The organism is Rhodoferax sp. GW821-FHT07G04 (genome assembly GCF_059418585.1).
In genome coordinates this window covers 262,230-287,141 of the sequence record NZ_JBWKQD010000004.1, presented here as the reverse complement: position 1 = coordinate 287,141, position 24,912 = coordinate 262,230, and the positions used below count along the sequence as shown (strand labels likewise).

The window sequence follows — 24,912 nt, the reverse complement described above, 5'->3', positions numbered from 1 at the left end:
TTTTGCGTTACAATTCAGATTCACGACCAAACGGGCGGGTAATTACCGCCCGTTTTTTTTGGGCGATTGTTTTTGAACCTTGATCGGGCTGATCCTAAGTGGCATTGCAGGACATTGTTGAACAAACCGTAAGTGGTCTGGGATATGACTTGGTGGAGATTGAACGCTCCGCCGGCGGTTTGCTGCGCATCACCATTGATCTGCCTTGGGTGCAGCCTGCAGAAGGCACTGCCGCTACGGAGCAGTTTATCAATGTTGAGGACTGCGAAAAGGTCAATCGCCAATTGCAGTTTGCGCTGGAAGTAGACGGCATTGAATACAAGCGGCTCGAGATTTCCTCGCCCGGTATCGACCGTCCGCTGCGCCATGCGCAGGATTACGAACGTTTTGTCGGCCATGTGATCGACATCACGCTGAAGGCCCCGATGGGGGCTGCGGCTGGCGGGCAGGTGCATGCCAACCGCAAGAAGTTTCGCGGCACGCTGGAGAAGGTGGTCTCGGCCGACGGAGCAACGTCCTGGCAAATCGTCTGGAGCGATGCGCCGCCGGTCAAGCCGGGTCAGAAAGTCAGCAAGAAGCGTGTGCCGCCACCGCTGCAGGCACTGGGCTTCACGCTGGACGAGCTGCGTGAGTCGAGGTTGGCGCCGATTGTCAGTTTCAAAGGCCGCGGCGCGGCTGGCGGGACTGATGGCGCAGAGGTCGACGCGGAATAAAAGGTAAGGGTGGCAGGCCGGTCAGGGGTCTGCATCGGCGGGTTTTGAAATTTTGTATTGGTTAAATCGAGTGTTCAGGAGAGTCATGGCATGAATCGCGAACTGTTGATGCTGGTAGAGGCAATTTCACGTGAAAAGAACGTGGAACGTGATGTGGTGTTGGGTGCCGTGGAAGCGGCCCTGGCCCAGGCGACCAAAAAGCTGTATCCCGGCGATGTGGATATTCGCGTTGCCCTGGACCGCGATAGTGGCAATTACGAGACCTTCCGTCGTTGGCACGTGGTGCCCGATGAGGCTGGTCTGCAATTGCCCGACCAGGAAATCCTGCTGTTTGAAGCCAAAGAGCAGATCGCTGACATCGAGGTCGATGAGTACATCGAAGAAACGGTGCCCTCCGTGCCGATCGGCCGTATCGGTGCCATGGCGGCCAAGCAAGTCATCTTGCAAAAGATCCGTGATGCCGAACGCGAAATGCTGCTCAACGACTTCATGTCGCGCGGCGAAAAGATCTTTGTCGGCACCGTCAAGCGCATGGACAAGGGCGACATGATTGTGGAGAGCGGTCGTGTCGAAGGCCGCCTGCGCCGCAACGAGATGATCCCCAAGGAAAACCTGCGGACCGGTGACCGCGTGCGCGCCATGATCATGGAAGTGGACCTGACACTGCGTGGCGCACCCATCGTGCTATCGCGCTCTGCACCCGAGTTCATGATCGAGCTGTTCCGCCAGGAAGTGCCTGAGATCGAACAGGGCCTGTTGGAGATCAAGTCCTGTGCCCGCGACCCCGGCTCTCGCGCCAAGATCGCCGTGCTGTCGCACGACAAGCGCGTGGATCCCATCGGCACCTGCGTCGGCGTGCGTGGCACCCGTGTCAACGGTGTGACCAACGAGCTGGCCGGTGAGCGCGTGGACATCGTGTTGTGGAGCGAAGACCCGGCTCAATTCGTGATTGGTGCTTTGGCCCCGGCCAATGTATCGAGCATCGTCGTGGACGAAGAGCGCCACGCCATGGATGTGGTGGTCGATGAAGAAAACCTGGCCATTGCGATTGGCCGTGGCGGTCAGAACGTGCGTTTGGCGTCTGAGTTGACCGGCTGGCGCATCAATATCCTGGACGCCGCCGAGTCTGCCCAGAAGCAGGCCAGCGAAACCGACCAGGGTCGCAAGCTGTTCATGGAAAAGCTGGATGTGGACGAGGAAATCGCCGACATCCTGATTGCCGAAGGCTTTACCAGCTTGGAAGAAGTGGCCTATGTGCCGCTGCAGGAAATGCTGGAGATCGAAAGTTTCGACGAAGAAACGGTGACTGAGCTGCGCACGCGCGCCAAGAACGCGTTGTTGACCATGGAAATCGCGCACGAAGAAAGCGTGGAAGAAGTGTCACAAGATCTGCGTGATCTGGAAGGCCTGACGCCCGAGTTGATCGGCAAGTTGGCCGATGCCGGCGTGCATACGCTGGATGAATTGGCGGATCTGGCGGTCGACGAGTTGACCGACATCACCGGCCAGTCCGCAGACGATGCCAAGACCTTGATCATGAAAGCGCGCGAGCATTGGTTTACCGATGAAGCCGCTTCTCAAGAGTAATGGTTATGTAAATAGAGTTTCAGTTCAGGCCTGCAACTGCTCCAAGGGCAGTTGGGCCACCGCCAAAGGTTACACAAACAATGTCCAGTACGACCGTCGCCGAGTTTGCCAATGAACTCAAAAAATCCACTGACACGCTGCTCGAGCAGCTGAAGTCGGCCGGAGTCGCGAAAGCGGCCGCCTCCGACGTCCTGACCGATGCCGACAAGCACAGCCTGCTCAGCTTTCTGCAGAACAGCCATGGCACCGTGAGCCTCGAACGCAAAAAGATCACTCTGGTCAAGAAGCAGACCACGGAGATCAAGCAGGCGGATGCCACCGGCAAGGCACGCACCATCCAGGTGGAAGTGCGCAAGAAGCGCACCTTTGTACGACGCGATGACGACGTGGTGGCAGCGCCCGAGGCCGTGGAAACTGAAGTTGCAGTCGCAACGCCCGCTGCGCCGGTGATTGATAACGCCGAACTAGCCCGCCGCGAAGAGGAAGCCCGTCGCCAGGCCGAACTGATCCGTCGCCAGGAAGAAGAACTGGCTCAGCGTCGCCGTGACCGTGAAGAGCAGGAAGCCCGGGACCGCGAAGCTGCAGAAAAAGCAGCAGCCGAAGCACAGGCCCAGAAAGCGTCTGAAGCCAACAAGAAAGCCAAGAGCCAAGCCGCCAACGAGGCTACAGAAGCCCAGGCGCAGGCTGATGCCGCTGTGGCACTTGAAAAGTCTGTTGCTGCAGCCGCTGCAGCCAAGGCAGTGGCCGACGAAGAAGTGGCACGTGCCGTGGATTTGAGCGACCGCAGGCGCAAGGCCGAGGCCGAGGCTGCCGCCATCCGCTCCATGATGGCCGCACCCAAGCGCGTGTTGACAGCCGCCAAGAAGCCAGAGGAAACCAAGCCTGCAGCCGATGCCAAGGCTGGAATGAAGGGTACGCTGCACAAGCCCGCTGCCGGAACCACGGCAGCCAAGCCTGCCAAGGCGGCTACCGGCAACGACACCGGCAGCGCACCTAGCGGCGGCGGCAAGGAAGTCAAATCCGCCAAGCTCTCCAGCAGTTGGGCGGGCGATCCCGCCAAGAAGAAGGCTATCCCGACCCGAGGCGATACAACCAGCGCAACCGCCGGCCGTGCGACCAATTGGCGTGCTGGCCCCCGTGGCCGCCGTGGCTCCAATGATCGGGACCGCGAGAGCCAAACCGTGGTGTCCGCACCCACAGAGGCCCGCATCATCGAAGTGCACGTGCCCGAAACCATCACGGTGGCCGATCTGGCGCACAAGATGGCGGTCAAGGCCTCGGAAGTGATCAAGTCGCTGATGAAAATGGGCCAGATGGTCACCATCAACCAGCCGCTGGACCAAGACACCGCGATGATCGTGGTCGAGGAAATGGGCCACAAGGCAGTTGTTGCCGCACTGGACGATCCCGAAGCCTTCACCGACGACGAAGTGCAACAGCAAGACGCTGAAGCGCTGCCGCGCGCACCGGTGGTTACCGTCATGGGCCACGTGGACCATGGCAAGACGTCGCTGCTGGACTACATCCGCCGCGCCAAGGTCGCTGCGGGCGAAGCAGGCGGCATTACCCAGCACATTGGGGCTTACCACGTGGAAACACCGCGTGGCGTGGTTTCCTTCCTGGATACGCCCGGTCACGAGGCCTTCTCGGCCATGCGTGCCCGTGGTGCCAACGCGACCGACATCGTCATTCTGGTGGTGGCTGCCGACGACGGCGTGATGCCGCAAACCAAGGAAGCCATCAAGCACGCCAAGGCGGCTGGTGTTCCCATCGTCGTGGCCATCAACAAGATCGACAAACCTGATGCCAACCCCGAGCGCGTGAAGAACGAGTTGGTGGTGGAAGAGGTGATTCCCGAAGAGTTTGGCGGCAGCTCGCCTTTCGTACCCGTGTCGGCCAAGACCGGCCAGGGTATCGACGAACTGCTGGAGCAAGTGCTGCTGCAGGCCGAAGTGCTGGAACTGAAGGCACCGGTCGATGCCATGGCCAAGGGCCTGGTCATTGAAGCGCGTTTGGACAAGGGTCGCGGCCCGGTTGCGACCATCCTGGTGCAATCCGGCACGCTCAAGACCGGCGACGTGGTGCTCGCAGGCCAGACCTATGGTCGCGTGCGCGCCATGCTGGACGAAAACGGTCGCGCTATCAAGTCCGCAGGACCTTCGATTCCGGTCGAAATCCAGGGCTTGACCGAAGTGCCGCAGGCCGGCGATGAATTCATGATCCTGGCCGACGAGCGCCGCGCCCGTGAAATCGCCACCTACCGCGCTGGCAAGTTCCGCAATACCAAGCTGGCCAAGCAGCAAGCGGCCAAGCTGGAGAATATGTTCAGCGACATCACGGCTGGTGAGGTCAAGATGCTGCCCATCATCGTCAAGGCCGATGTGCAGGGTTCGCAGGAAGCATTGGCGCAGTCCCTGCTCAAGCTGTCGACCGACGAAGTCAAGGTGCAGATGGTTTACGCCGCGGTCGGTGCCATCAGCGAATCCGACGTCAACCTGGCGATTGCCGCCAAGGCCGTCATCATTGGTTTCAACACCCGTGCAGACGCCGGCGCGCGCAAGCTGGCCGAGAGCAATGGTGTAGACATTCGTTACTACGACATCATTTACGACGCCGTGGACGACCTGAAGCTGGCCATGTCGGGCATGCTGACACCGGACAAGAAGGAAGAAGTCATCGGTACTGCCGAGATTCGCCAAGTGTTCAAGGTTTCCAAGATCGGTTCCATCGCGGGCTGTATGGTCACCTCAGGCGTGGTGCGCCGTACCGCACGTGTCCGCCTGTTGCGCAGCAACCTGGTCATCTACACCGGTGAGCTGGATTCGCTCAAGCGCTTCAAGGACGACGCCAAGGAAGTGCGCGAAGGTTTCGAGTGCGGCTTGAACATCAAGAACTACAACGACATCCAAGAAAGCGATGTGCTGGAGTTCTTCGAAATTCGCGAAGTCGCTCGTACTCTGTAAACGGAAATTGGCATGGTGCGCAAGAAGTCATCCACCCCCAACCGCGGTTTCCGCGTGGCCGATCAGATCCAGCGCGATCTGACCGAGCTGATCGCGCGCGAGCTCAAGGATCCGCGGGTGGGCATGGTGACGATCCAGGCCGTGGAGGTCACGCCGGACTACGCCCATGCCAAGGTTTTCTTCAGCTTGCTCAAGGGTGACCCAGTGGAGACCGCCGAAGGCCTGAACCAGGCCGCCGGATTTTTGCGCAATGGTCTGTTCAAGCGCCTGCACATCCACACCGTGCCCACGCTGCATTTCGTGTTCGACCGCACCACCGAGCGTGCGGCCGATATGAATGCATTGATTGCGCAGGCCGTGGCATCGCGCTCCAAGAACGAGGAATAGCATGAACACCGCCAGGCCACTCCAGGGTGCGCAGGCGCCCCTGGGGGGCGGCGATGGCGTGCCCGCGGTTAAACCAAGCAGGCACAGTGGTGAGCCGCGCCAGCGTACCGTGCGTCGCCCCGTGCATGGGGTGTTGTTGCTGGACAAGCCTTTGGGCTGGTCGAGTAATGACGCCTTGCAAAAGGTGAAATGGCTGCTGCGGGCCGAGAAGGCTGGCCACACCGGCACGCTGGACCCGCTGGCCACCGGCGTACTGCCCCTGTGTTTTGGCGCTGCCACCAAGTTCAGCCAGATGCAGCTGGATGCCGACAAGCAATACGAGGCCACCGCGCTGCTGGGCATCAAAACCAGCACTGGCGATGCGGAAGGCGATGTGATTGAACAGCGTCCGGTGCAAGTGGATGCGGCAGACATTGCGCGGGTGGTACCCCAATTTACGGGAGCCATACGCCAAACGCCGCCCATGCACAGCGCACTGAAGAAAGACGGCAAGGCCTTGTACGAATATGCGCGGGCCGGAGTTGAAGTGGAACGGGAGGCCCGCAGCGTGACCATCCATAAGCTGGATGTGGCGCTAGCCCTCGCGAATACTGAGCAGCTCGCTATCAATATAATAGTCAGCTGCAGCAAAGGCACGTATATCCGTACCCTGGGTGAAGACATCGGGGAAGCTCTGGGCTGCGGCGCACACCTTACGCGCTTGCGCCGAACGGCTACGGGCGGTTTCACGGCAGCGCAGTGCGTGACGCTGGAGGCCCTGGAGGCCATGACGGAAGCCCAGCGGCTGGCATGCCTGCTGCCCGTGGATGCGCTGCTGGAACGCCACACACCGGTCACGCTGGACAGCGAGAATACGGGGCGTTTCCTGAGCGGGATGCGCCGCCGCGGAAGCTGGCCGGATGCGGAGCAAGTCGCGGTGTATGGCACTGCGCCGCGCGCCTTGTTGGGCACGGCCCGCACCGAGGCAGGGGAATTGATACCGGGGCGCTTGCTGAGCCCGCTGGAGATTGCGCAATCTCAGACCCAGCAAGCAGGAAACCAGGAAGCCCCAGGTAGCGCCCCGGCGTCTGGCGCAACAACAGATTCAACAGAGAAAGTGAACCATGAGCTCTAGCAAACAAATTCGCAATATTGCGATCATCGCCCACGTTGACCACGGCAAGACCACCATGGTCGACCAGCTGTTGCGCCAGTCCGGCACCTTCGCCCAGCACGAGAAAGTCGTCGACACGGTGATGGACAACAACGCCATTGAAAAAGAACGTGGCATCACGATTCTGGCCAAGAACTGCGCTGTCAGCTGGGAAGGCACCCACATCAACATCGTCGACACCCCCGGACACGCGGACTTTGGCGGTGAAGTGGAACGTGCCCTGTCCATGGTGGACGGTGTGCTGCTGCTGATCGACGCCCAAGAAGGCCCCATGCCACAAACCCGCTTCGTGACCAAAAAGGCGCTGGCCTTGGGTCTGAAGCCCATCGTTGTCGTCAACAAGGTGGACAAGCCCGGTGCCAACCCCGACAAGGTCGTCAACGCCGCGTTCGACCTGTTCGACAAGCTGGGCGCGACCGACGAGCAGTTGGACTTCCCCGTGGTCTATGCCTCCGGTATCAACGGCTGGTCGTCGCTGGAAGAGGGCGGCCAAGGCGAACAGTGGGGTCCCGACATGTCGGCCCTGTTCAACACCGTGCTGAAACACGTGCCCGCCAACTCGGGTGACCCCACCGCCCCGCTGCAATTGCAGATTTCTGCACTGGACTTCTCCTCGTTCGTGGGCCGTATCGGCGTGGGCCGTATCAGCCAGGGCACCATCAAGCCCGGCATGGATGTGCTGGTGATGGAAGGCCCCGAAGGCAAACAGGTCAAGGGCCGTATCAACCAAGTACTGACCTTCCAGGGCCTGGACCGCATGCAGACGCCCGAAGCCGGCCCCGGCGACATCGTGCTGATCAACGGTATCGAAGACATCGGTATCGGCGTGACAGTGACCGACCCCGCCAACCCTGCACCGCTGCCCATGCTGAAGGTTGACGAGCCCACGCTGACGATGAACTTCTGCGTCAACACCAGCCCGTTGGCCGGCCGCGAAGGCAAGTACGTCACCAGCCGCCAGATCTGGGACCGCCTGCAAAAGGAACTGCAACACAACGTGGCACTACGCGTCAACGAAACGGACGAAGAAGGTATCTTCGAAGTCATGGGCCGTGGTGAATTGCACCTGACCATCCTGCTGGAAAACATGCGCCGCGAAGGCTATGAAATGGCGGTGTCCAAGCCCCGCGTGATGTTCAAGGACATCAACGGCGAGAAGCACGAGCCCATCGAAATGGTGACCGCTGACATCGAAGAAACCCACCAGGGTGGCGTGATGCAGGCACTGGGCGAACGCAAGGGCGAGCTGGTGAATATGGAGCCGGACGGCCGCGGCCGTGTCCGTTTGGAATACCGCATCCCGGCCCGTGGCCTGATCGGTTTCACCAATGAGTTCTTGAATCTGACGCGTGGTTCCGGCCTGATCTCCAATATCTTCGACTGCTACGAGCCACACAAGGGCGACATCGGCGGCCGCAAGAACGGCGTGCTGATCTCCATGGACGCCGGTGAAATCTTCACCTACGCCCTGGGCAAGCTGGACGACCGCGGCCGCATGTTCGTGCGCGCCAACGACCCGGTGTACGAAGGCATGATTGTGGGCATCCACAGCCGTGACAACGACCTGGTGGTCAACGCCACACGTACCAAGCAACTGACCAACTTCCGCGTGTCCGGCAAGGAAGACGCGATCAAGATCACGCCCCCGATCGAACTGACGCTGGAATACGGCGTGGAATTCATCGAGGACGACGAGCTGGTCGAAATCACGCCCAAGTCGGTGCGCCTGCGCAAGCGCCACCTGAGCGAGAGCGATCGCAAACGCGCAAGCCGGTCGTAACCCCCCGAAGCGGCCTGGCGGCCGCCTCCCCCCCAGGGGGCGTTACCTGCGGCCTGGCGAAGCCGGTTCCGCGGTAACCCTGGATTGAGGCACGCGCTCCGTGTTGGTGCGCGTCCTTGTGAAGTCTCCGTTCAACGCATGAAACTGACACACAACCGGGCGGTTTTACTCATGGTCTTGGTGACCTTCATGTGGGCAACCGCAGGGGTGGTGTCGCGCCATCTGGATGGTGCGCGCAGTTTTGAGGTGACCTTCTGGCGGGCGCTGTTCACGGTGCTTGCCATGCTGTTCATCCTGCCGATGATGCGGGGGCGGGCAGTCTTCGCCAATATCCGGCACGCCGGACGGGCCTTCTGGATATCGGGCGTGTGCTGGAGTGTGATGTTCACCGCCTATATGGTGGCCATCACGCTGACCAGTGTGGCGAATGTGCTGATTACCATGTCGCTGGGGCCACTGATGACGGCCTTGATCGCCCGAATTTTTATCGGCCATCGCATTGCCTTGCGCACCTGGATGGCCATTGTTGTGGCTGGCCTGGGGATCGCCTATATGTACGCTCCGCAGATCGCAGGCGGCCAGATGCTGGGTACTTTGGTGGCCCTGTGTGTGCCGATTGCGGGCGCCACTAACTGGACAGTCACGCAAAACGCCCACGCTCAAGGGCATGACGTCGATCTAGTGCCGGCCGTGTTCGTGGGTGCGGTGATCAGCGCGCTGGTGACTTTGCCGTTGGCGTATCCTTTCCAGGCCACGGCCCATGACCTGGGCCTGCTGGGCTACCTCGGTGCCTTCCAACTGGCCGTCCCTTGTGTCTTGTCCGTGCTATGCGCTCGCGTGCTGCAGGCCCCAGAATTGTCCCTGCTGGCCTTGCTGGAAGTGCCATTCGGCATCCTGCTGGTTTGGCTGGGCGCTGGAGAGGCTCCGGGCAGTACCGTGCTGGTCGGCGGAACGCTGGTCATCGGGGCCCTGGTTGCCAACGAGCTGCTGGGCTGGAAACAAAGGAATCAACCAACACCATGAACGACAAAAACACCTCCGCCATCGCTGAAGTCCACACCACCGTTGCTGGCGGTGTTGGGCTCATCACACTGAACCGTCCCAAGGCCCTGAACGCCCTGTCTCTGCCCATGGTGCAGACCCTGCTGGCTACGCTGAGGGCTTGGCGCGATGACCCGGCCGTGTTTGCAGTGGCCATCCGCGGCACCAACAGAGTCGGTGCTCCCGGCAGCCCGGAGAGCTTCTTCGGCAGCTTCTGTGCCGGTGGCGACATCCGTTTCTTCCACCAGGCCGCCTTGGCGGGTGATGCGGCGCTGGACACGTTTTTCACCGACGAATACACCCTCAACCATCTGATTCACAACTACCCCAAGCCCTACATCGCCTTCATGGACGGCATCGTCATGGGCGGCGGCATGGGGATCAGTCAAGGGGCCAGTCTGCGCATCGTGACCGAGACCACCAAGATGGCCATGCCCGAAACCGGCATCGGTCTGTTCCCGGACGTGGGCGGTGGCTACTTCCTGAGCCGCTGTCCGGGCCATGTCGGTGAATACCTGGCCTTGACCGGCGACACCATTGGCGGCGCCCAAGCCGTCGCCTGGGGGCTGGCCGACGTTTGTGTACCGTCCAATGCATTGCCTGCACTGTGGGATGCGTTGCAAACCCAGGGGAGCCTGGACACCCTGCAGCAGTGGATTGCTGCGAATGTGATAGCAGAATATTCAATTGCGACGAGGGCTAGCGCCATATTGGATGTAAGCGACTTTGCTGCGTTCGGGCTGGACACTATACCCGCCATCGTGTCGGCACTGGAAGCCTCTGGTACGGACAAAGCACTGGCCATTGTCAAGACCCTGCGACACCGCAGCCCGCTGATGCTGCATGTGGTGCTGGAGCAGATTCGCCGCGCCCGTGGCCTGACGCTGGCCGACGACCTGCGTATGGAGCGTGACCTGGTACAGCATTGCTTCTACACGGCCCATCTGGACCGCTCAGGCACCCGTAGTGAGACGGTGGAGGGCATCCGCGCCCTGGCCATCGACAAGGACCATAAACCGGTGTGGAACCCGTCGCGTATTGAGGATGTAACGCTGGATATGGTGGAACCCTTCTTTACCAGCCCGTGGCCGGCAGGAACCCACCCCCTGAAAGATTTGGCCTAAGCCTACACAAAGAGGCTGGGCGCCAGAGCGTTTTGCGTAGGTAAAAGGAGGAGGCCGCTTGCGGCCGGGGGACACGGAGCAAAACGCTCTGGCGCCCAGCCGCCCGGCCTCTAACGTGCTTTACTCTTCATAGCCCGCTCAACTTCCCGCTTGCCTTCACGGTCCTTGATCGTGTCGCGCTTGTCGTGCTCGGCCTTGCCCTTGGCCAGCGCGATCTCGCATTTGACCTTGCCGTCTTTCCAGTGCAAGTTGATCGGCACCAGCGTGTAGCCCTTTTGCTCGACCTTGCCAATCAGCCGCAGGATCTGCTCCTTGTGCATCAACAGCTTCTTGGTACGCACCTTGTCCGGGCTGACGTGGCTGGATGCGGTGTGCAGAGGATTGATCTGCAGTCCGATGATGAACAGTTCGCCACCGCGTATCACCACATAGCCATCAGTCAGTTGCACCTTGCCTTCACGCAGGGATTTGACCTCCCAGCCTTCCAGTACCAGACCCGCTTCAAAGCGCTCTTCGAAGAAATAGTTGAACGCTGCTTTTTTGTTGTCGGCAATGCGGGTATCGATCGCGGGTTTTTTGGCCATGGAGCTTAAATAGGGGTGACAGACGGGAATGAAAGGCGTGCTTGAGTGCTTGTCTACAATCCCGCGCAGACCTCCATTCTATGAAAACCGTTAACAAGTCCGTTTTGCTCTGGTACAGCCCGCATGAGATGTATGAACTGGTGACCGATGTGACGCGGTATTCCGAATTCTTACCCTGGTGCGAGGGGGCTCGGATTGTTGAAACACATGATGACGGCATGACCGCCGAACTGGCCATTTCCTTTGGCGGCGTACGCCAGACCTTTGCCACGCGCAATGTGCACATCCAAGACAAGCAGGTCGATATGGAGCTGCTCAATGGCCCGTTTTCCCATCTGGATGGGCAGTGGAGCTTCCTGCCGCTGGGAGACGGGTCGCAACGCGCCTGCAAGGTGGAATTGGCCGTCAACTACCGCTTGAACAGTTCCACACTGGGCAAACTGGCTGGCCCCGCGTTTGACAAGGTCGCCAGTGAATTGGTCGACGCCTTTGTCAAGCGTGCCGAGCAGGTATATGGTGACTGACATGGCCATTCGCATTACCGTCGTCTATTCTGCCAAGGCACGTCACGTCGTCGAGCAAACCATGCTGATAGAGGAGGGCGCTACGGCCTTGCAAACCTTGCAAGCCAGTGGGCTGACGGCACGATTTCCAGAACTGGCAGCACCGACCGCAGGCGTGGGCATTTGGGGCAAGAATATTGCGCCCAGCCATGTACTGCGAGACGGAGACCGTCTGGAGGTCTACCGCCCGCTGACCGTAGACCCTAAAGTGGCGCGGCGTGAGCGCTTTATGGGCCAAGGCGCAAAGAAGGCGGCCGGTTTGTTCGCCAAGCGTCGGGTTGGAGCCAAGGCTGGGTATTAAAGGACGGCCCGGAGACCGTCTCAATTACTTGCAGTCTCTCGCAATGATCGCTTCGGCGCGCTTTAGGCGTTCTGCGCGCGCGGCATCATCCAGGAATTCTTTTTCACCAGCCGCGTTGGTCCGTCCGATTCTCACGCCTGACTCATACGCCGTTTTTGCTTGTTTGGCGTTTGCGCAGCTTTCAATCTTGGCTTTGGTGACTTGTTCCTCGGCGGCTTTTTTCTTCGCGGCCTCGGCTTCTTGTGCCTGTTTCTTCTTGGCTTCCAATTCCTTTTCCAGGGCGGTAGGCTTGGCGCCAGAAGCAGGCGTTGCAGGAGCGGGAGAGGGAGCGGATGGCACCGCAGCGCCACTGGAGTCGGCGGGGGCACTGGCATCCGTGGCTGGTGCCGCCGGCGGTTTGTAGCTTCCTGGCCGCTTCAGGATATTCTTTTCCTGAATATCCGCGGGCGGCGGCCGGTCGCTGAAGACTTTGCGTCCGTCTTTGTCAAGCCACTGCCACTGGGCCGATGCCGTAAAACTCAGGCCCAACAACGCTGTTACCAAGAGTGTCTGAATCAGTTTCATGGCCAAAGTGTAGCCTTCCAGGCCGCGGCAGGCAGCAAAAATCGAACGAACTGCTGTATTTTTGCCCTTCAACCGTGCCCTTTGCCAGCCAAGGGCCCTGGCGCCACGGGTACAATTCGCTATTTGGAGCTTTGACATGCGCCTCCTCGGCAAAGCGCTCACCTTCGACGACGTGTTGTTGGTCCCTGCGTACTCCCAGGTCCTGCCCAAGGACACCTCCCTCGCCACCCGCTTCTCCCGCAACATCGCCCTGAACCTGCCACTGGTGTCTGCCGCCATGGATACGGTCACCGAAGCCCGCTTGGCTATCGCCATTGCGCAAGAAGGCGGCATGGGCATCGTCCACAAGAACCTGACCGCTGCCGAGCAGGCCGCCCAGGTGTCCAAAGTCAAGCGTTACGAGTCCGGCCTGCTGCGCGACCCGGTCGTCATCACCCCCGACACCACGGTGCGCCAAGTCATGGCGCTGTCCGAACAGTTGGGTGTCTCCGGTTTCCCGGTTGTGGATGGCGGCAAGGTGGTCGGCATCGTCACCGGACGTGACCTGCGTTTTGAAACCCGCTACGAGCAAACCGTGCGCGAGATCATGACACCGCGCGAACGTCTGATCACCGTACCCGATGGCACCACGCCCCAGGCCGCCAAGGCCCTGCTCAACAAGCACAAGCTGGAGCGCCTGCTGGTCGTCAACGATGCCTTTGAACTCAAGGGCCTGATCACCGTCAAGGACATCACCAAACAGTTGAACTTCCCCAATGCCGCCCGCGATGCCACTGGCCGCCTGCGCGTTGGCGCCGCCGTGGGCGTGGGCGAGGGAACCGAAGAGCGCGTCGAGGCCTTGGTCAAGGCCGGCGTAGATGCCATCGTCGTGGACACCGCCCACGGCCACAGCAAAGGCGTCATCGATCGCGTGCGTTGGGTCAAGCAGAATTTTCCACAGGTCGACGTGGTCGGCGGCAACATTGCCACCGGAGCAGCGGCACTGGCATTGGTTGAAGCGGGCGCGGACGCGGTCAAGGTCGGCATCGGCCCCGGTTCCATCTGCACCACCCGCATCGTGGCCGGTGTGGGTGTGCCTCAGATCATGGCCATCGACAGCGTGGCAACTGCACTTAAGGGAACCGGCGTGCCATTGATTGGCGACGGTGGCATCCGCTACAGCGGCGATATTTCAAAGGCCATCGCGGCCGGTGCCAGCACCGTGATGATGGGCGGCATGTTCGCCGGTACCGAAGAGGCGCCGGGCGAGGTCATCCTGTACCAAGGTCGCAGCTACAAGAGCTACCGCGGCATGGGTTCCATCGGTGCCATGCAGCAGGGTAGTGCAGACCGTTACTTTCAGGAGTCCACAAGCGGCAACCCGAATGCGGACAAGCTGGTGCCTGAAGGTATCGAAGGCCGTGTGCCGTATAAAGGCTCCATGGTCGCCATCGTGTTCCAGATGGCCGGTGGCATCCGCGCCAGCATGGGCTACTGTGGTTGCGCAACCATTCAGGACATGCAGGACAAGGCAGAGTTTGTGGAAATCACAACCGCCGGTATCCGCGAAAGCCACGTGCACGACGTGCAAATCACCAAAGAGGCTCCCAATTACCGTGCCGACTGATACCCCGGCCGCCACCGTAGTCCTGGCCGAGGGGCGGCCCGCAGCGATGCGCTTCATCATGATCGCCGTGCTGATCGACATGGTGTCGATCGGCCTGATGATCCCGGTGTTGCCTCACCTTGTGGGCCAGTTCACGCATTCGCAAGGCGACCAGGCCTTCTGGTTTGGCGCCATGATGTTTGCGTTTGGCATCGCCAACTTCTTTGGCGCGCCGATTCTGGGCGCGCTGTCCGATCGTTTTGGACGGCGACCTGTCTTGCTACTGGGTTTTTGCGGCCTGGCCTTCACCTTTTTCATGACCGCTGCGGCCCACAGCCTGTGGATGCTGGTGGCGGTGCGCCTGGTGGGTGGCGCCATGCAGGCCAACATCGCCGTGGCCAATGCCTATGTGGCGGATATCACACCTGCCGCAGATCGGGCACGCCGCTTCGGGCTGTTGGGCGCCATGATGGGCCTGGGTTTCATCATGGGGCCGGCCCTGGGCGGCATTCTGGGGGATGTGGATTTGCGCCTGCCCTTTGTGGCGTCGGGCTCACTAGCGGTGGTCAACTGGATCTACGGCTTCTTCGTGCTGCCCGAGAGCCTGCCAGCCGCCAAACGCAGTGCTTTCGAATGGCGCAAGGCCAACCCTGTCTCCTCGCTGATGGGCCTGATTGACCTGCGCGGCATTGGGCCGCTGGTTGCCGTGCTGGCGCTGACCACACTGGCGCAGTTCATGCTGCACGCTACCTGGGTGCTGTACACCACCTTCAAGTTCGGCTGGGGCCCCAAGGAAACCGGCTGGTCGCTGATGGTAGTGGGGGTGGTCAGCGTGCTGATGCAGGGCGTGCTGCTCAAGCACATCCTCAAGCGCATCTCCACCCAGCGCCTGGCCGTCATCGGCATGTGCAGCGCCAGCCTGGCCTATGTGGCCTATGGTCTGGCTACCGAATCCTGGATGCTCTTCGTCATCATCGTGCTGAACATGTTCTCGGCGGCCACCGGCTCCAACCTGCAGAGCATCGTGTCCGGCGCGGCAGACGAAAAGATCCAAGGCCGCACACTGGGCGCCGTATCTTCCGTCAACAGCCTGATGGCGGTACTGGCACCCGTGGCCGGCGCCGGCCTGCTGGCATTGGTATCCGACGCCCCCCGCGGCGACATCCGCCTGGGCCTGCCCTTCTTCGTCGGCGGCCTGATCCAGCTGCTGGCCCTGGGCCTGGCGGTTTGGCATTTCCAACGCCAGCGCGCACTGCGGGCTGGCATATCCCAAGCTTGATCTCCTCCCCATGACACACGAACGCATCCTTATCCTCGATTTCGGTTCCCAGGTCACCCAGCTCATCGCCCGCCGCATCCGCGAAGCCCATGTGTTCTGTGAAGTGCATCCCTGCGATGTGAGTGACGATTGGGTGCGTGAATACGCCAAGGACGGCAAGCTCAAGGGCGTCATCCTGTCGGGCAGCCACGCCAGCCTGTGGGAAGACGAAACCCTGCGGGCACCCAAATCGGTGTTCGAACTGGGGGTGCCTGTATTGGGCATCTGTTTCGGCATGTACGCCATAGCAGAGGCGTTGGGCGGCAAGGTCGAAGGCGGGCACAAGCGCGAATTTGGTTATGCCGAGCTGCGTGCCCGTGGACACACCAAGCTGCTGGACGGCATTGCCGACTACACCACGCCAGAAGGCCATGGCATGCTGCACGTGTGGATGAGCCATGGCGACAGCGTGACCGAGATGCCCCCAGGCTTCAAGCTGATGGCCACCACCGACAGCTGCCCCATCGCCGGCATGGCAGACGAAGAGCGCAAGTTCTACGCCGTGCAGTTCCACCCCGAAGTGACCCACACCACACAGGGCGCCGCCATCCTGAACCGCTTTGTGCTGGACATCTGCGGTGCCAAGGCCGATTGGGTCATGGGCAACTACATCGCCGAAGCGGTGGAGCATATCCGCGCACAGGTCGGCAGTGAAGAAGTCATTCTGGGCCTGTCGGGCGGTGTCGATTCATCTGTGGCCGCGGCGCTGATCCACCGCGCCATCGGCGACCAGCTCACTTGCGTGTTTGTCGACCACGGCCTGCTGCGCCTGAACGAAGGTGACATGGTCATGGACATGTTTGTCGGCAAGCTGCACGCCAAGGTCATACGTGCCGATGCCAGCGACCTGTTCCTGGGCAAGCTGGCTGGTGTCAGCGACCCGGAAGCCAAGCGCAAGATCATCGGTGGCGAATTCGTTACCGTGTTCAAACAAGAGGCTGCCAAGCTCAAGGGCGAGGGCGCAAAGGGTGCCAAGTGGCTGGCCCAGGGCACGATTTACCCGGACGTCATCGAATCGGGCGGCGCCAAGAGCAAGAAAGCCGTCACGATCAAGAGCCACCACAACGTGGGCGGCTTGCCCGAGCAATTGGGCCTGAAGCTGCTGGAGCCGCTGCGCGAGCTGTTCAAGGACGAGGTGCGTGAACTGGGCATCGCCCTGGGTCTGCCGCACGACATGGTCTACCGCCACCCGTTCCCCGGCCCTGGCTTGGGCGTGCGGATTCTGGGCGAAGTCAAGAAGGAATACGCCGACCTGCTGCGCCGGGCCGATGCCATCTTCATTGAAGAGCTGCGCAACTTCAAGGACGAAGCCACCGGCAAAACTTGGTACGAGCTGACCAGCCAGGCCTTCACCGTGTTCCTGCCCGTCAAGAGTGTGGGCGTCATGGGCGATGGCCGTACCTATGAATACGTGGTGGCACTGCGTGCGGTGCAGACCAGCGACTTCATGACTGCCGACTGGGCCGAGTTGCCCTATGCCTTGCTGAAAAAGGTATCCGGGCGCATCATCAACGAAGTGCGCGGCATCAACCGCGTTACCTATGACGTGTCCAGCAAGCCGCCGGCCACGATTGAGTGGGAATAACACCAACTGCAACAGGAGGACCTATGCGCGGATTGTTTGGAATTGTTGGCCTGCTGCTGACGCTGGCCATCATTGGTGTGTTGGCCAAGAAACAACTGAGTGCGGTCACCACTGTTGCACCGCCTGCGGGTATGGCCAGCGCACCAGCAGGCACTACCGTCAAAGAGCAGAGCCAGCTCATTCAACAACAGGTCAAGCAAAGTGTGGAAAGCACGATGCAACAGGCGCGGCCCATGCCGGAAGACAAGTAGGCCTTAGAAAAAAAATACCTCTAGCCCTCATAAACTCTATATAGGGCGCTATCGTAATGCTAGCAAGCGCGCGTGACATCGACTTTATGGAGATGGCGCTGGCACAGGCGCGTGCAGCCGCCGAAGCCGGCGAAGTGCCGGTGGGTGCGGTCGTGGTCAAAGATGGCCAAGTCGTTGCTACCGGCTGCAATGGCCCTATCGCCTCCCATGACCCCTCGGCCCATGCGGAGATCGTCGCTCTGCGCGCTGCAGCCCTGCATCTTGGCAACTACCGTCTGGACGGCTGCGAACTATTTGTCACGCTGGAGCCTTGCGCCATGTGCAGTGGCGCCATGCTGCATGCCAGGCTGGCGCGGGTGGTCTACGGTGCCGCCGACCCCAAGACGGGGGCCGCTGGGTCGGTCGTCAATCTGTTTGCCAATCCACAACTCAACCACCAGACCGAGATCACCGGCGGCGTACACGCCCAGGCCTGCGGTGCGGCGTTGCAGAGCTTCTTCCAGAATCGGCGCGACGTGCAAACACAAGAGAAGAGGGCGCAACACCCCCTGCGGGACGATGCCCTGCGCACGCCCGATGCCCGGTTTGCGGATCTGCCTGGTTACCCGTGGGCACCACGCTATATCAGCGATCTGCCAGCACTATCGGGCTGGCGCATGCATTACCTGAACGAAGGCCCCGCCGATGCCGAGTTGACCTACCTGTGTCTGCACGGCAACCCGGCTTGGAGCTACCTGTACCGCAAGATGATCCCGGTCTTTCTGCAGGCTGGGCACCGTGTCGTGGCCCCTGACCTGATCGGTTTTGGCAAGAGTGACAAGCCTAAGAAGGAATCCGCGCACAGTTTCACATTCCATCGCCAGAGCCTGCTGGAATTGATCGAGCGGCTGGATCTACAAAGCGTCGTGCTGGTCGTGCAGGATTGGGGCGGTTTGCTGGGCCTGACCCTTCCCATGGCCATGCCGGAGCGCTTCAAGGGTTTGCTGGTCATGAACACCACGCTGGCCACCGGTGACATACCCCTGTCCCCTGGATTTCTGGCTTGGCGCGACATGTGTGCCAAGCAACCAGAGTACGACATCGCGCGCTTGTTCGCGCGGGGGAATCCTCATATGTCTGCGGCGGAGTGTGCGGCCTATGCGGCTCCATTCCCCGATAAAGGCCACCGTGCCGCTACGCGGGTTTTTCCGGCCTTGGTTCCGGACAGCGAGGCAAGCGAAGGAGCCGCAATTTCCCGCGCCGCACGCGACTTTTGGCAGACCCAGTGGCGGGGACGCAGCATGATGGCCATTGGCATGCGCGATCCAGTGCTGGGCGAACCTGTGATGCTGCAATTGCGGCAGACCATACGTAACTGTCCTGAGCCATTGCGCATGGAAGAGGGCGGCCATTTCCTGCAAGAAGTGGGGGAACCTATTGCACAGGCGGCTGTCCGCTTCTTTCAATCTCTCTGAGAGGGATTTCAAGGGTTATCCCCAAACCGGGGCGCCGGGTTTTTCAAATGTTTTGCGATGTTTTGGTTGTTTGCCAACATTTTTCTTTTTTGGTGGTGCACAATGTTTCAAAAGACAACGGACAGACAACATTTGTAGTTTGAATGCATACCGATACTGACACGCTGCATTTCCTGGACGACGAAAGCGAAACCGGAGTCGCTGCGGGACTGGTCTGGCGCCTGATGGTGATCGACGACGAGCCAGATGTCCATCGGGCGACGACCTTTGCGTTGGCTGGAGTAAAAATACTGGGAAGGCCTTTGCAGTTTCTGCACGCCTATTCGGCTGCCGAAGCGACATTGCTGTTGGGATCGGAACCCGATGTCGCCGTGGTGCTGCTGGATGTGGTGATGGAGCGCGAAGACGCAGGTCTGGCCCTCGTCAAGACCATCCGCCAGGATCTGCGCTTGGCAGAGCTACGCATCATCCTTCGTACCGGCCAACCCGGCTATGCACCCGAAATCGAAACCATTCACGATTTCGATATCAACGACTACAAGACCAAATCCGAACTCACCCGTACCAAACTCTACGCCACCGTGACGGCGGCCGTACGAGCCTATGAACAGATCCGCAAGTTGGATCAATTGGCGTTTTACGACCGCCTGTGCAGCCTACCCAACCGCAATAAATTCATCGACCTGGCCGATGAGCGGCTGTTGTCCGGCCAATTCACATCGGATGTGATTGCCATCCTGGACATCGATGACTTCTCTGAAATCAACGATGCCCTGGGCCATCAACAGGGTGACCGCTTATTGCAGGCGGTAGCTGAGCGCCTGAAGCTGGAACTGGGGTCCGACGTAGTCCTGGCCCGCTTGGGCGGCGACACTTTTGGCCTGATGGGTGATTGCTGCGTGCTGGACCCCTTGACGGTGTTGGACCTGTTCCGCTCACCGTTCAAGGTGCAGGATGATTCGATGGTGGTCACGGCCACCATGGGCTTGACCCAAGAGCTGGGCGCAGGCATTGCGGGGCGCGATGCGCTGAAGGATGCCAACATTGCGCTCAAGCTGGCGAAGAAGAATCGGCGTGGCGGTTTCGTCATGTTCTCGGCGCAGATGGGCGCCGATATCCGTGAACGGGTGCGTCTGCTGCAGGCCTTGCGCCATGCGGTGGAAAGCGAGCGCCTGTTTGTGGTCTACCAACCCCAGGTCAATCTGATCACCGGCAAGTTGGTGGGCGTAGAGGCGCTCATACGTTGGCGCAATGAAGATGGCAGTTTTGTGCCGCCGGACCGGTTCATCCCGTTGGCGGAAGCTTCCGGCATGATCGTCGCCATCGGCGACTGGGTGTTGCGCGTATCTTGCCTCGAATTGGCGCGTCTGCAGACCCTGGGGCTGCCGGATCTGCGTATGTCGGTCAATGTGTCGCAAATCCAGTTCCGCCACCCCGGCTTCCTGGATAAATTGCGTTCGGCGCTGACCGACACTGGCATCAACCCAAAGTGCCTGGAGCTGGAAATCACCGAATCGGTGGCCATGGAAGACCCGGACTTCATGTTGGAGACCCTGCACAAGGTGCGCAAGATGGATATTTCCATCGCCATCGACGACTTTGGCACTGGCTATTCGTCGCTGAGCCACTTGCGCCAGTTGCCGATAGACCGTCTCAAGATCGACCGTGCCTTTGTGACTGAACTGAACAGCGCGGTTATGGGCGGGCATATCGCCTCCATGGTGATCGAATTGGGGCGCAACCTCAACCTTACGGTGATCGCCGAGGGCATTGAAGAAGAAGAGCAGGCCCAGACCCTGCTGAAGATGGGTTGCCACGAGGGTCAGGGCTATTTGTACGCCAAGCCCATGATCGCCAACGATCTGGTGCAGTGGATCCAAGGCCGCGGCGCTGCGAGCTGATTTTTCCGGTTGTTCACTGCCCGATAATGGCGCGGTGAAAAAACACATCTACATCTATTCCCCATCCGGTGCGGTCCGCGACAAGGCCGCTTTCAAACGTGGCGTCAAACGCCTGCAAACCCTGGGCCATGAGGTGGAGGTCGATGTCGATGCATTGAGCAACCACATGCGCTTTGCGGGTGACGATGCCACCCGTCTGGCTGCCATCCACCGCGCCGCCGCCAGCGGTGCGGACGTGGCGATGATCTCCCGGGGTGGCTATGGCCTGACCCGTATCTTGGGCAGCATCCAATACAAAAGCCTGGCTAAGGCCATTGAGCGTGGTACCCAGTTTGTGGGCATCAGCGACTTCACTGCGTTGCAAATGGCGCTGCTGGCCAAAACAGGCAGTGTCACGTGGGCCGGTCCTGCACTGTGCGAGGGGTTTGGCGTGGGCGGCAAGCCCGATCTGCTGGACGGTCATGGTCATGCTGAGGCACCGGTTCCCGATGACATCATGGAGGATTGCTTCAACGACATGCTGACAGGGCAAGGGGAGGGCACAGGTTGGCGCCAAAACCGCGAAACCGGGCAATCGCAGGACACCGTCGTCCGCGCCAAGCAGGCCACGATTTGGGGCGGTAATTTGACGCTGCTGACTTCGTTGATGGGCACCCCATACTTCCCCGACGTCAAAGGCGGCATCTTGTTCCTGGAAGACGTGGGAGAGCACCCATACCGTATTGAACGCCTATTGACCCAGTTGCTGCACGCCGGCGTTTTGGCTCGGCAGAAAGCCATTCTGTTGGGGCAGTTCACCGAATACAAGCTGTCATCGCATGACAAGGGATTCAAGTTGCAAACGGTTGTAGATTGGCTGCGTACGCAGATCAAGACACCGGTATTGACGAATCTACCCTATGGCCACGTTGCCACCAAGGTGCTGTTACCGGTGGGTGCCAAGGCCGATTTGCTGGCGGAAGGGCGCGACACCCTGCTGTTCTGGGGCCACCAGCATCCCCACCACCATCATGAGCACCACTAAGCGGCGCAATGGCAGCAATCACCCCAAGTTGTTAGGGCGGGCCGTCAGGGCCTTGGGCAGTAAGCCGCGAAACATGGCGCTGATTTCATCCAATTTGCGCCGGGCCTGTGCTTCGCCAGAAATAGCGGAGATGGCGGCCATGACGTCACCACGCAGGTACCACAGGTCGTGCAGGTCGTTGGCGTGGGTCACTTTCAGTTCCAGCTTGGAGGCTGTAACGGCGCCGGTGACGCCCAGTCCATCCAGCATGGCTTCGCGGATATCTTCCAACGCAGACTGAATTCGCGCTGCCTGCTTGCCGCTATGTCCGCTGAAAAGTTTTTGCACCCCTGCTACCAAAGGCGAAGAAGTCCAACTCATTTTTTGGCTTTTGAAGAAAAGGAAAGGGTGCGCGACCTTACCAAAGAAAGCACTGTTTGGGCAATAGGGAAAAGCGCCGAGTTGCGCAATTTCTGTTGCTGTCTGTCGGCTCCGCACGGTCGTTCGTGTTTTGGACAGGCAAAATGCCATCGGGTTCTCAAGACCGCTGCAATGCCCTAAACTCTGTACAAGATACGAATCGGAACAATCGGGAATGGGCGTTCAAACCACCGTCGTTTTTACAGACTTGCACGGCAGCACGGCGGTGTTTGAGGCTATCGGCAATGCCGTGGCAACCGATACGGTTACCGAAATTACAACCCGCATTGCTCGGCAATGCGTTCAAAACGGCGGCCATGTTGTCAAGACATTGGGCGATGGGGTTTTGGCGATGTTTCCCGATGGCCAAAAAGCCGTCAACGCCGTCGTAGAAATTCAAAGAACCCATTCCAAGTGGCTTCAGACCTTGGATGCCGAGTTGCGCATGCCCATGCGCGTTGGCGTGGCCAGCGGCGAGGTGGAGATCGTCGCGGGCGACTGCTACGGTGACGCCGTTAATGTCGCATCTCGCTTGTGTGATCTTTGCGGCCCCTACCAAATATGGGCCAATGCAGCGGCTCTGGTGTTGGCGAATGAATCCCAAGGCACCAGTTTTCGAGTGCTGGGCCCCATCAACATCCGCGGACGCGCGGAGCCATGCATCGTCTACCAAATCGAGTGGCACGAGGACGTCGCGTCGGATTTCCTGACGATGCAGGGTGCCTTGGACCCGGCCTTGGTATCGGGCGAGCGCGATGTGCTGGGCCGCGAGGTCGAACTCACATGGTCAGGCACCACCAAACGCTTTCGATCTTTTGAATTGCCGGTGCAGTTGGGCCGTGTGCGAGATGCAGACTTCGTAGTGAACGACCCCCGCGTATCCCGCATCCATGCACGGCTGGAGTGGCGCAACGGCAGCGTGGTGTTTGTGGATGCCAGCAGCTACGGCAGTTGGGTACGCTTTTCGGGCACCACTGGATCAGACGTTTTGCTGAGGCGTGCCGAGTGCGTACTGCACGGCAAAGGGGAGTTGGCTTTGGGTGCGTCGTTCGCAGATGCCAGTGTTCCGACGGTAGCATTTGCCATCCTGTAGAGGGTTGGTATTTTTTAGAACATTAAACTTAACATAATATACATCGTATCAAGTAAAATGCGAGGCGCTACCAGGCTCCCTTGTTCATCTTTCGGATCCCGGCGGCAATTAAAGAAACCGTTTCTTCACGTTGCACCTGCCGAGCGAAATCGATCGCGCTCAAGCCCAAAGTATTCTTCAATGTGGGATCTGCACCGGCTTCCAACAACAACTTCACGGCATCATCCGTTCCGTACTGGGCGGCCATCATCAACGGTGTGCTGCCATTGGGCGATGCGGCGTCGATATAGGCATGGTTGTCCAGCAACAGGCGCATGACGGCCAGATGGCCGCCTGTGGCCGCGTAATGCAGTGGCGCCCAACCGGGCTTGTTGACGTCTGCGTCGCGCGCTATTAGCTGCTGGCAAATCGTCAGCAGGCCTTTGAGCGCAGCCAGCATCAGTGGGCTCTCATCCTGCGCGGTCCGAACCTCCACCTGGGTAGCCGGGCTTTCCAGCAAAGCCGCCGCGGCAGCCGGCCATGGCTCACGCAAGGCCACGATCAATGCAGGATCGCCCTTCGGGTTCACGGTATTCGGGTCAAAGCCGCGTTTCAATAGCGCACGTACCACAGTCGCATCATCCCGCCGGATGGCGTGAAAAAAATCGTCATAGGAACCACCGTGTGCGACAGAAAATCCAATAAAAACATACAGGTATAAAAAATACCTAATGTGTTTTCTCATGATTGAACGCCGGCAAACAAGCGGGTGAAGTTGTCGCTGCTAGCCTGCGCAATGGTTTCCACACTACAGCCTTTCAGGTCAGCCAATTGCTTGGCCACATACGGCACATAGGATGGGTTATTGGTCTTGCCGCGGTACGGAACCGGGGCCAAATAGGGGCTGTCGGTCTCAATCAGCAGGCGGTCCATCGGCACCCAGGCCGCTACGTCCCGCAGATCCTGCGCTGTCTTGAATGTCAAGATGCCGGAGAAGGAGATATGGAAACCCAGGTCCAGGGCTTGTCGCGCCACCTCGTGGGTTTCGGTGAAGCAGTGGAACACCCCGCCGGCAGAGCCCGAACCACCGTCCTCCCCCTCCTCCCGCAACAAAGCCAAGGTGTCGTCGGATGCGCTACGGGTGTGTATCACCAGGGGCTTTTGCAACTGCCGTGCGGCGCGAATATGGGTGCGAAAGCGTTCGCGTTGCCAATGCATATCGGCAACGGTTCTGTCGCCTAGCCGGTAGTAGTCCAGCCCGGTTTCGCCAATGGCCACCACACGTGGCAATTGCCCGCGCTGCAAGAGATCGTCCAGCGTGGGTTCGGTAACGCCTTCGTTGTCGGGGTGTACACCCACGCTGGACCAGAAATTGTCATATTGCGTGGACAGTCGGTGCACGTCTGGAAACTCTTCCAGCGTGGTGCAGATACACAGGGCGCGGTCGACCTGGGCGTCGGCCATGGATTGGCGGATGGCGGGCAGTGAAGCCGCCAACTCTGGAAAGGTCAGATGGCAGTGGGAATCAGTGAACATGGCTTGCGCCTGGGTAGGGCGCCGTAC

General features: G+C 60.1%; 23 protein-coding genes. 18 read left to right on the top strand and 5 right to left on the bottom strand.

What is annotated here, in order from left to right; all coding sequences use genetic code 11:
* The first annotated feature begins 98 nt into the window (after window positions 1–98).
* The 8 genes from rimP to AC07OO_RS20595 all read left to right on the top strand — a co-directional run bounded on the left by rimP (window position 99) and on the right by AC07OO_RS20595 (window position 10,748).
* A complete protein-coding gene (rimP, locus tag AC07OO_RS20630; protein WP_495084023.1) occupies window positions 99–713 on the top strand; it encodes a ribosome maturation factor RimP in 615 nt (204 codons plus the stop codon).
* A 90-nt stretch (window positions 714–803) separates the two neighbouring features.
* A complete protein-coding gene (nusA, locus tag AC07OO_RS20625; RefSeq protein ID WP_495084022.1) occupies window positions 804–2,300 on the top strand; it encodes a transcription termination factor NusA in 1,497 nt (498 codons plus the stop codon).
* Between the two features lie 80 nt (window positions 2,301–2,380).
* Window positions 2,381–5,263, top strand: coding sequence for a translation initiation factor IF-2 (infB, locus tag AC07OO_RS20620; RefSeq protein WP_495084021.1), 2,883 nt, complete (start codon window positions 2,381–2,383; stop codon window positions 5,261–5,263).
* A 12-nt stretch (window positions 5,264–5,275) separates the two neighbouring features.
* On the top strand, window positions 5,276–5,650 hold the full coding sequence (gene rbfA, locus AC07OO_RS20615; protein WP_495084020.1) for a 30S ribosome-binding factor RbfA: 375 nt from the start codon (window positions 5,276–5,278) through the stop codon (window positions 5,648–5,650).
* Between the two features lies 1 nt (window position 5,651).
* Window positions 5,652–6,764 (top strand): tRNA pseudouridine(55) synthase TruB, encoded by a 1,113-nt coding sequence (gene truB / locus AC07OO_RS20610; protein WP_495084019.1) that lies wholly within the window; start codon window positions 5,652–5,654, stop codon window positions 6,762–6,764.
* Window positions 6,754–8,583 carry a translational GTPase TypA gene (gene typA, locus AC07OO_RS20605; RefSeq protein ID WP_495084018.1) on the top strand — a complete coding sequence of 610 codons (1,830 nt, stop codon included), beginning with the start codon at window positions 6,754–6,756 and terminating at the stop codon, window positions 8,581–8,583. Before truB ends, typA begins: the two co-directional genes overlap by 11 nt.
* Before the next feature lie 138 nt (window positions 8,584–8,721).
* Window positions 8,722–9,606, top strand: a complete 885-nt coding sequence (locus tag AC07OO_RS20600; protein WP_495084017.1) for a DMT family transporter — start codon at window positions 8,722–8,724, stop codon at window positions 9,604–9,606.
* Window positions 9,603–10,748, top strand: coding sequence for an enoyl-CoA hydratase/isomerase family protein (locus tag AC07OO_RS20595; protein WP_495084016.1), 1,146 nt, complete (start codon window positions 9,603–9,605; stop codon window positions 10,746–10,748). The genes AC07OO_RS20600 and AC07OO_RS20595 overlap by 4 nt, the downstream gene beginning before the upstream one ends.
* Before the next feature lie 110 nt (window positions 10,749–10,858).
* Here the strand turns inward: AC07OO_RS20595 and smpB are convergent, their stop codons facing one another.
* Window positions 10,859–11,332, bottom strand: a complete 474-nt coding sequence (gene smpB / locus AC07OO_RS20590) for an SsrA-binding protein SmpB (RefSeq protein WP_495084015.1) — start codon at window positions 11,330–11,332, stop codon at window positions 10,859–10,861.
* An 80-nt stretch (window positions 11,333–11,412) separates the two neighbouring features.
* Here smpB and AC07OO_RS20585 point away from each other — a divergent pair, with 80 nt between their 5' ends.
* Both AC07OO_RS20585 and AC07OO_RS20580 read left to right on the top strand, forming a co-directional pair.
* Window positions 11,413–11,856 carry a type II toxin-antitoxin system RatA family toxin gene (locus AC07OO_RS20585; protein WP_495084014.1) on the top strand — a complete coding sequence of 148 codons (444 nt, stop codon included), beginning with the start codon at window positions 11,413–11,415 and terminating at the stop codon, window positions 11,854–11,856.
* A 1-nt stretch (window position 11,857) separates the two neighbouring features.
* On the top strand, window positions 11,858–12,196 hold the full coding sequence (locus AC07OO_RS20580; protein WP_495084013.1) for an RnfH family protein: 339 nt from the start codon (window positions 11,858–11,860) through the stop codon (window positions 12,194–12,196).
* A 24-nt stretch (window positions 12,197–12,220) separates the two neighbouring features.
* Here AC07OO_RS20580 and AC07OO_RS20575 read toward each other — a convergent pair whose 3' ends face one another.
* The gene (locus AC07OO_RS20575) at window positions 12,221–12,898 is read right to left on the bottom strand and encodes a DUF4124 domain-containing protein (RefSeq protein ID WP_495084012.1); all 678 of its coding nucleotides are present in this window, start codon (window positions 12,896–12,898) and stop codon (window positions 12,221–12,223) included.
* Here AC07OO_RS20575 and guaB point away from each other — a divergent pair.
* The 7 genes from guaB to AC07OO_RS20540 all read left to right on the top strand — a co-directional run bounded on the left by guaB (window position 12,897) and on the right by AC07OO_RS20540 (window position 21,878).
* Window positions 12,897–14,366 carry an IMP dehydrogenase gene (gene guaB, locus AC07OO_RS20570; RefSeq protein WP_495084011.1) on the top strand — a complete coding sequence of 490 codons (1,470 nt, stop codon included), beginning with the start codon at window positions 12,897–12,899 and terminating at the stop codon, window positions 14,364–14,366. The genes AC07OO_RS20575 and guaB overlap by 2 nt on opposite strands.
* On the top strand, window positions 14,356–15,624 hold the full coding sequence (locus AC07OO_RS20565; protein ID WP_495084010.1) for an MFS transporter: 1,269 nt from the start codon (window positions 14,356–14,358) through the stop codon (window positions 15,622–15,624). The genes guaB and AC07OO_RS20565 overlap by 11 nt, the downstream gene beginning before the upstream one ends.
* A gap of 10 nt (window positions 15,625–15,634) precedes the next feature.
* Window positions 15,635–17,248, top strand: a complete 1,614-nt coding sequence (guaA, locus tag AC07OO_RS20560; RefSeq protein ID WP_495084009.1) for a glutamine-hydrolyzing GMP synthase — start codon at window positions 15,635–15,637, stop codon at window positions 17,246–17,248.
* Between the two features lie 23 nt (window positions 17,249–17,271).
* The gene (locus AC07OO_RS20555) at window positions 17,272–17,499 is read left to right on the top strand and encodes a hypothetical protein (protein WP_495084008.1); all 228 of its coding nucleotides are present in this window, start codon (window positions 17,272–17,274) and stop codon (window positions 17,497–17,499) included.
* Between the two features lie 56 nt (window positions 17,500–17,555).
* On the top strand, window positions 17,556–18,953 hold the full coding sequence (gene tadA / locus AC07OO_RS20550; protein WP_495084007.1) for a tRNA adenosine(34) deaminase TadA: 1,398 nt from the start codon (window positions 17,556–17,558) through the stop codon (window positions 18,951–18,953).
* 143 nt (window positions 18,954–19,096) lie between these two features.
* The gene (locus tag AC07OO_RS20545; RefSeq protein WP_495084006.1) at window positions 19,097–20,854 is read left to right on the top strand and encodes a putative bifunctional diguanylate cyclase/phosphodiesterase; all 1,758 of its coding nucleotides are present in this window, start codon (window positions 19,097–19,099) and stop codon (window positions 20,852–20,854) included.
* Between the two features lie 34 nt (window positions 20,855–20,888).
* Window positions 20,889–21,878: an LD-carboxypeptidase gene (locus AC07OO_RS20540; RefSeq protein WP_495084005.1), complete on the top strand. Its 990-nt coding sequence runs from the start codon at window positions 20,889–20,891 to the stop codon at window positions 21,876–21,878.
* 18 nt (window positions 21,879–21,896) lie between these two features.
* Here AC07OO_RS20540 and AC07OO_RS20535 read toward each other — a convergent pair whose 3' ends face one another.
* Complete coding sequence (locus AC07OO_RS20535) at window positions 21,897–22,238, bottom strand: hypothetical protein (protein ID WP_495084004.1); 342 nt, start codon at window positions 22,236–22,238, stop codon at window positions 21,897–21,899.
* Between the two features lie 214 nt (window positions 22,239–22,452).
* On the opposite strand from AC07OO_RS20535, the gene AC07OO_RS20530 reads away from it, so the two are divergent.
* Window positions 22,453–23,370 carry an adenylate/guanylate cyclase domain-containing protein gene (locus tag AC07OO_RS20530; protein ID WP_495084003.1) on the top strand — a complete coding sequence of 306 codons (918 nt, stop codon included), beginning with the start codon at window positions 22,453–22,455 and terminating at the stop codon, window positions 23,368–23,370.
* 67 nt (window positions 23,371–23,437) lie between these two features.
* Here AC07OO_RS20530 and AC07OO_RS20525 read toward each other — a convergent pair whose 3' ends face one another.
* On the bottom strand, window positions 23,438–24,094 hold the full coding sequence (locus tag AC07OO_RS20525; RefSeq protein ID WP_495084002.1) for an ankyrin repeat domain-containing protein: 657 nt from the start codon (window positions 24,092–24,094) through the stop codon (window positions 23,438–23,440).
* On the bottom strand, window positions 24,091–24,885 hold the full coding sequence (locus AC07OO_RS20520; protein WP_495084001.1) for a TatD family hydrolase: 795 nt from the start codon (window positions 24,883–24,885) through the stop codon (window positions 24,091–24,093). Before AC07OO_RS20520 ends, AC07OO_RS20525 begins: the two co-directional genes overlap by 4 nt.
* Window positions 24,886–24,912 lie beyond the last annotated feature (27 nt).

Coding starts and splice junctions, on each gene's coding strand:
- nusA (WP_495084022.1), top strand. CDS start 804: ATGAATCGCGAACTGTTGATGCTGGTAGAGGCAATTTCACGTGAAAAG.
- infB (WP_495084021.1), top strand. CDS start 2,381: ATGTCCAGTACGACCGTCGCCGAGTTTGCCAATGAACTCAAAAAATCC.
- rbfA (WP_495084020.1), top strand. CDS start 5,276: ATGGTGCGCAAGAAGTCATCCACCCCCAACCGCGGTTTCCGCGTGGCC.
- truB (WP_495084019.1), top strand. CDS start 5,652: ATGAACACCGCCAGGCCACTCCAGGGTGCGCAGGCGCCCCTGGGGGGC.
- typA (WP_495084018.1), top strand. CDS start 6,754: ATGAGCTCTAGCAAACAAATTCGCAATATTGCGATCATCGCCCACGTT.
- AC07OO_RS20600 (WP_495084017.1), top strand. CDS start 8,722: ATGAAACTGACACACAACCGGGCGGTTTTACTCATGGTCTTGGTGACC.
- AC07OO_RS20595 (WP_495084016.1), top strand. CDS start 9,603: ATGAACGACAAAAACACCTCCGCCATCGCTGAAGTCCACACCACCGTT.
- smpB (WP_495084015.1), bottom strand. CDS start 11,332: ATGGCCAAAAAACCCGCGATCGATACCCGCATTGCCGACAACAAAAAA.
- AC07OO_RS20585 (WP_495084014.1), top strand. CDS start 11,413: ATGAAAACCGTTAACAAGTCCGTTTTGCTCTGGTACAGCCCGCATGAG.
- AC07OO_RS20580 (WP_495084013.1), top strand. CDS start 11,858: ATGGCCATTCGCATTACCGTCGTCTATTCTGCCAAGGCACGTCACGTC.
- guaB (WP_495084011.1), top strand. CDS start 12,897: ATGCGCCTCCTCGGCAAAGCGCTCACCTTCGACGACGTGTTGTTGGTC.
- AC07OO_RS20575 (WP_495084012.1), bottom strand. CDS start 12,898: ATGTCAAAGCTCCAAATAGCGAATTGTACCCGTGGCGCCAGGGCCCTT.
- guaA (WP_495084009.1), top strand. CDS start 15,635: ATGACACACGAACGCATCCTTATCCTCGATTTCGGTTCCCAGGTCACC.
- AC07OO_RS20555 (WP_495084008.1), top strand. CDS start 17,272: ATGCGCGGATTGTTTGGAATTGTTGGCCTGCTGCTGACGCTGGCCATC.
- tadA (WP_495084007.1), top strand. CDS start 17,556: ATGCTAGCAAGCGCGCGTGACATCGACTTTATGGAGATGGCGCTGGCA.
- AC07OO_RS20545 (WP_495084006.1), top strand. CDS start 19,097: ATGCATACCGATACTGACACGCTGCATTTCCTGGACGACGAAAGCGAA.
- AC07OO_RS20535 (WP_495084004.1), bottom strand. CDS start 22,238: ATGAGTTGGACTTCTTCGCCTTTGGTAGCAGGGGTGCAAAAACTTTTC.
- AC07OO_RS20530 (WP_495084003.1), top strand. CDS start 22,453: ATGGGCGTTCAAACCACCGTCGTTTTTACAGACTTGCACGGCAGCACG.
- AC07OO_RS20525 (WP_495084002.1), bottom strand. CDS start 24,094: ATGAGAAAACACATTAGGTATTTTTTATACCTGTATGTTTTTATTGGA.
- AC07OO_RS20520 (WP_495084001.1), bottom strand. CDS start 24,885: ATGTTCACTGATTCCCACTGCCATCTGACCTTTCCAGAGTTGGCGGCT.